3 protein-coding genes are annotated in these 4,952 nt (G+C 73.2%); all 3 read right to left on the bottom strand.

Features of this window, described 5'->3' with window-relative positions; translation table 11 throughout:
- Positions 1-182, bottom strand: a 182-nt coding sequence (locus tag FE811_RS25735; RefSeq protein ID WP_140849334.1) for a TagF domain-containing protein, incomplete at its 3' end; no start/stop codon positions are given.
- Positions 164-3,697 carry a type VI secretion system membrane subunit TssM gene (gene tssM / locus FE811_RS25730; RefSeq protein ID WP_116221956.1) on the bottom strand — a complete coding sequence of 1,178 codons (3,534 nt, stop codon included), beginning with the start codon at positions 3,695-3,697 and terminating at the stop codon, positions 164-166. The genes FE811_RS25735 and tssM, both read right to left, overlap by 19 nt.
- Positions 3,698-4,952 (bottom strand): type IVB secretion system protein IcmH/DotU (gene icmH, locus FE811_RS25725; protein ID WP_140849332.1); only part of this gene is annotated, 1,255 nt, incomplete at its 5' end.

Raw genomic sequence — 4,952 nt, 5'->3', positions numbered from 1 at the left:
CCCGAGGCGATGCGCAGCCGCAGCCCGCCCGGCGGCCAGCCCTCGCGCCCGGCCAGATGCGCCGCGGCCCAGCGGTCCCAGCGGTGGCGGAACGGTTCGGGCAGGCCGCGGCCGACGAAATCGCCGCGCGCCGGCAGCTTGCCCCAGAAGCCCGCCTGCGCGGTCAGAACGCTTCCGGGCATCGGAAGGCGCCGAACATGCTGAGGTCGAAGGGATTCTCGACCGAGGCCGCGCGCAGCTCGAACCGGGCGGCATAGGGGCCGATGCCCAGCCGCAGGCCAAAGACCTCGGGCAGCGCGGTGGGCGACAGCCCGGCCTTGCGCACCAGCCGCAGCCAGGCCCAGGCGCCGGTTTCGGTGCTGATCGCCTCGCCCGTGCCATCGACGGGGGTGAAGCTCAGTGAGATCAGGTTGGTGCCGTCCTTGCCCGGCCAGGTCATCGGCATCGGCCGGGCGGCGGCGTTGAAATAGACCAGGCTCTGCCCGTCCACGTTCAGCGTCACCCGCGCGGCATTCGGGGTCAGGTCCTTGGGCTCCAGCGTAAAGGCCATGACCGGCCCCGCGCCGCCCGGAAACAGCGCGTCGCGGATGGCGCGGGCCTGTTCGAACGGCGCCAGCGTGCGCGCGTCCAGCCCCAGGTCGGCCCGCCAGCGCCAGGGCCGGGCGCTGCTGTCGACATAGGGCGCCAGCGTCTCGTTGGTGAAGCCGTCGAAGCGGCCGCCGGGGCCGAAAAGCTGCTGGAAGTCGCTGACCGTCACGTCGATGGCGGAATCGGCGACGAAGGGATAGCGCCCGCCCGTCGCCGCGCGGCAGAAAGGCAGCACGTCCGCCCGCCAGCGCGCGTTGAGCTGGGCCAGGATCGCCTCGCGCGTGACGCTGATCGTGTCGCCGGCGATGGCGCCCAGCCAGGCGTTGACCGGGTCGGGCAGGGTGGCCGCGACATTGCGCAGGTCGCCCGTCAGCTGCGGCAGCCCGCCGCGCGACAGCAGCGCCGCCTGCGGATCGGGGCTGGCCTGCACGGTCAAAAGCTCCTTGGACAGCGCACCCAGCGCGGTCTCGGCATCCAGGATCAGCGGCGGCTTGCCGTCCACCTCGGCGACGATGGCCTTGAGCGGGGCGAAATGCCGGGCGATCTCGGCGCCCGGCGGCGGCGGCTCGGGCTCGCCCGGACGGCGGGCGGCGGCGGCGGCGACCTTGGTGCCGATCCGGGCCGCCGCGCCAAGGCCCAGCTTGCCGGCCACCTTCTTCAGCACGCCGGGATTGATCTCGGGGCTGTCGCCCTGTTCGGGCGGGCGCGCCAGGTCGGTTTCGGCGACGACGGCGTTCAGCAGCCGCTTCAGCGTGCTGTCGGGGCTGGCCAGATCCTTCAGGTTCGCCGTGGCGGTGGCCAGGTCGGGGATCGGCGCCAGCCGCACGTCGCGCAGGAAGCCTTCCCAGGCGTTGATGAAATCGTCCTGGTAAAGCTTCATCATGTCGGCCTGCAGCGAGGCGGCCGAGGCATCGGCGCTTTCCGCGCAGCCGCCGGCAAAGACCTTGCGGTCGTTCAGCGCCGCCTCGGCCATGCTGGGCAGCATCGGCAGCACCGTGGCGTGAAAGCCCTGCCAGGTGAAGGCGCCGGGAATGCCCTGGCGCAGGGTCTGGCCCGACAGCCGCGTCAGCACTTGCCCCGCCAGCGGCCCGGCCTTTTCCGCCGGGATCCAGTCGGGCAGGGCGGCGATCTCGGGCTCGGACATCAGCGCGCGATAGCTGCGCAGCGACAAGGGCACGGTGCAGACCGCCTGCAGGGCGGCCTCGACCAGCTGCGGATCGGCCTGGATGCGGCTTTCGTCGCCGCCCAGCCGGTCCAATGCCGCCAGTTGCCAGGCGCGCGCGGCCTCGGTCGGGAAGGGGGTCTCGGCGGCAAAGCGGGGCAGCACCTCCTGCCACCATTCCGCCAGCCAGGCCCGGTCATAGGGGCCCAGCCCGGTCAGCATCTGATAGGCCTTTAGCGCGCCCAGCAGGAAATCCGGGTCGCGGATCTGCCGCCACATCGTCGCTTCCAGAAAGGCCACCATGCGCGGCTCTAGCAGGTTGCGCAGCCCGCGTTCGCGGGCCAGCCGGGCCGCGCCCTCGATCTCGGCCGCGGCCGAGGGGCCGATCAGCGCCAAGGGCCCGCCGGGCACCGGCGTCCGCGCCGCCTCGATCTCGGTCATGGCGTCCAGCGCGACGGGCAGGTCCAGCGGCTCGGTCGGGGCCTGGCGCGAGGCGGCGTTGGCGAGCCGCCCCGACAGGTCGGCCAGCAGGCGCTGCTGGTCGGCGACGGCGCCCGACTGGCGCATGGTGTTGAACAGGAACCCCAGCCCCGCCAGCAGCACCAGCAGCGCCGCCGCCACGGCCGAGCCGCGCCAGATCCATGTCCGGCGCTCTTCGGCGCGCGGATCGAAAAGGCCCAGCCCCGCCTCGCCAAAGATCACCCCGGCCAGCAGGTCGTGCAGGAAGAAGGACCGCCGTTCGCCCATCATGCGATGCGGCATGGGCGCGGGCGCCAGGCCAAAGCCCGCCGCCATCCCGGCCAGCATCCGGTCCAGGGGCGAGCCCTCCTGCGTGGCCGAGGTCAGGTAGAAGCCGCGCAGCCAGGGCGCCTGCTCGTAGCGGCTTTCGCCGAAGGCGGTGTCGATCAACAGCCGCAGCGGCGCCTCCAGCCGCTCGAACTCGGCCGGAAAGCGGAAGATCGCGGCGCGCTGCGGCAGGTCGGCATCCTCGGCCAGCCGCGCGTCCAGCCGGCCCTCCAGCACGGCGGCGAGGCTGCGGAACTCGCGGGTGATCGCCTCGGGCTCGGGCAGGGCGTCGACGGGCAGGGTGGCGCCCCAGACCTGCGCCCGCTGGGCCGAGGTCAGCGCGCCGAAGAACGCCTCGAAGCCCGGCAGCCGGTCGGCCTTGGTCAGCATCAGATAGACCGGCAGCTGCATCTCCAGACGCTCGCCGATCTCGGTCAGGCGCTTGCGGATCTCGCGCGCGTGGCGGCGCAGCGCGTCCTCGGGGCCCAGCAGCTCGTCCAGCGACAGGGCGACGATCACCCCGTTCAGCGCCCGCCGGCCGCGATGCTTCTTGAGCAGGTCGAGGAAGCCGGCCCATTCCGCCGCGTCGCGCTCGGGCTCGCTCGACTGGTCGGTATAGCGGCCGGCGGTGTCGACCAGCACGGCGGTTTCGGTAAAGAACCAGTCGCAGTTGCGGGTGCCGCCGACGCCCTTGAGGTCGTCGTTCAGCGCGATGGGAAAGTTCAGCCCCGATTGGCGCAGCGCCGTGGTCTTGCCGGTGCCGGGCGGGCCGATGATGACATACCAGGGCATCTCGCGCAGGAAGCGCCGCTTGCTCAGCCGGGATCGGGCCAGCGTGGCCAGGATTTCCTGGAACTTGCCGCCGATCTCGGCCGCGGCATCGGGCGCGTCGAGCAGGGGCGGCGGCGCGGCCAGCTCGGTGACGAACATGCGGTTGCGCCGCGCGGCGCGGATCTGGCCCAGCAGCAGGATCAGCAGCCACAGCACCAGGATGGCGCCCAGGCAAAGCGCGCGGACCTCGGCGCTTTCCAGCGGCGCCGCCTCGCCGACCGAGACCAGCGGGCCGTAGAACCAGATCGCCGCCGCCAGCAGCGCCAGCCCGACGAAGGTCCAGAAGCCGCGGGACAGGAGGAACCGGAACATGGCCTTGAAGATGCGCATCTATTGCCTCTTTTCGATGCGGATCTCGATCCGGCGGTTCTGGGCGCGGCCGTCGCGGGTGGCGTTGTCGGCCACCGGCTGGCTGTCGGCGCGGCCTTCGGCGCGGATGAGTTCGGCGGGCACGCCGGCCGCCGCCAGCGCCAGCGCCACGGTCTCGGCCCGCGCCTCGGACAGGCCCTGGTTCGAGGCAAAGGGGTTGCTGCGCTGCACCGGCACGTTGTCGGTATGGCCGCTGACCGCGACCGCGCCGATGCGGTGCGCGTTGGCGACGACGGTCCTGCCGATGGCCTCGACCAGCGGCTGATAGGCGGGGTTGAGGGCGGCCTTGGCCGAGCGGAACACCTCGGGGTCGCTGGCCTGCACCACCAGCACGACAAGGCCCGAGGTCTCGCGCCCCTTCATCGCCGGGCGGAGGGCGGCGGGCAGGGCGGCCTCGAAGGCGGGCAGCAGCGGGTCGATCACCGTCGCCGGCAGTTCGGGGGCCGGCTCGACCGTCTGGCGGACCGGGCGGAAGATCGTGGCGCGCTCGGCCGGGGGCAGGGCGGCAGCCTGGGTGAACAGGCTTTCCGCCTTGCCCGACAGATGCATGGACAGGCCCGTATGGATCGCCAGGACCAGCCCCAGCGCCCCCAGCCACAGCGTCCACAGCGGCACGGCGAAACGGCGCGGCGTGTCGGGGGCGATCACCCCGGCGCCATGCGGGGCCAGCGGCATGGCCTCGCGTTCGGGGTCGCGCAGCAGCCGGGCGATCTGGGCGCGCAGCGCCACCAGCGCGCCTTCGCCCGCGCCGCCCTGCACGCGATACTTGCCGCGAAAGCCCAGGCAGAGGCACAGCCAGGCCAGCTCCAGCAGGTCGCGTTCGCCGGCCGGGTTGCGCATCAGCGCCTCCAGCCGGTCGAAGAAGCGGGTGCCGGCATCGACCTCGCCGGTCATCTGCGTCACCAGGGGCTGGCGGGGCCAGTCGCTCTGCCCGCCCCAGGGCGTGTTCAGCGCCAGATCGTCCAGCAGGGCGGCGACGAACCAGGCGCCCTGGTCGGCCCGGCTCAGCGGCACGCCGGCGGCGACCGAGGCGTCGCGCCCCTCGACCAGCACCGATTGCAGCCGCGCCCGCAGCGCCTCGGGGCGGGCGGGGGGATTGGCGCGCTCAAGCTCGGGCGCCAGTTCCAGCAGCGTGGCATGGGCGGCGACCAGCGGGTTGGGATGCGCCCGCCCGCGCCGGGCATGGGGCGCGGCCTCGGGTGCGACGGGATCGGCG

This window comes from Paracoccus sp. FO-3 (assembly GCF_006386455.1).
GTDB classification, from domain to species: Bacteria; Pseudomonadota; Alphaproteobacteria; order Rhodobacterales; family Rhodobacteraceae; genus Paracoccus; species Paracoccus versutus.
Note: the sequence above shows the minus strand (reverse complement) of the source record. Positions and strands in the feature narration are given on the sequence as shown.

What these genes read in the sequence shown, in the direction of transcription:
- tssM (WP_116221956.1), bottom strand. Translation starts at nt 3,697, where the DNA reads ATGCGCATCTTCAAGGCCATGTTCCGGTTCCTCCTGTCCCGCGGCTTC.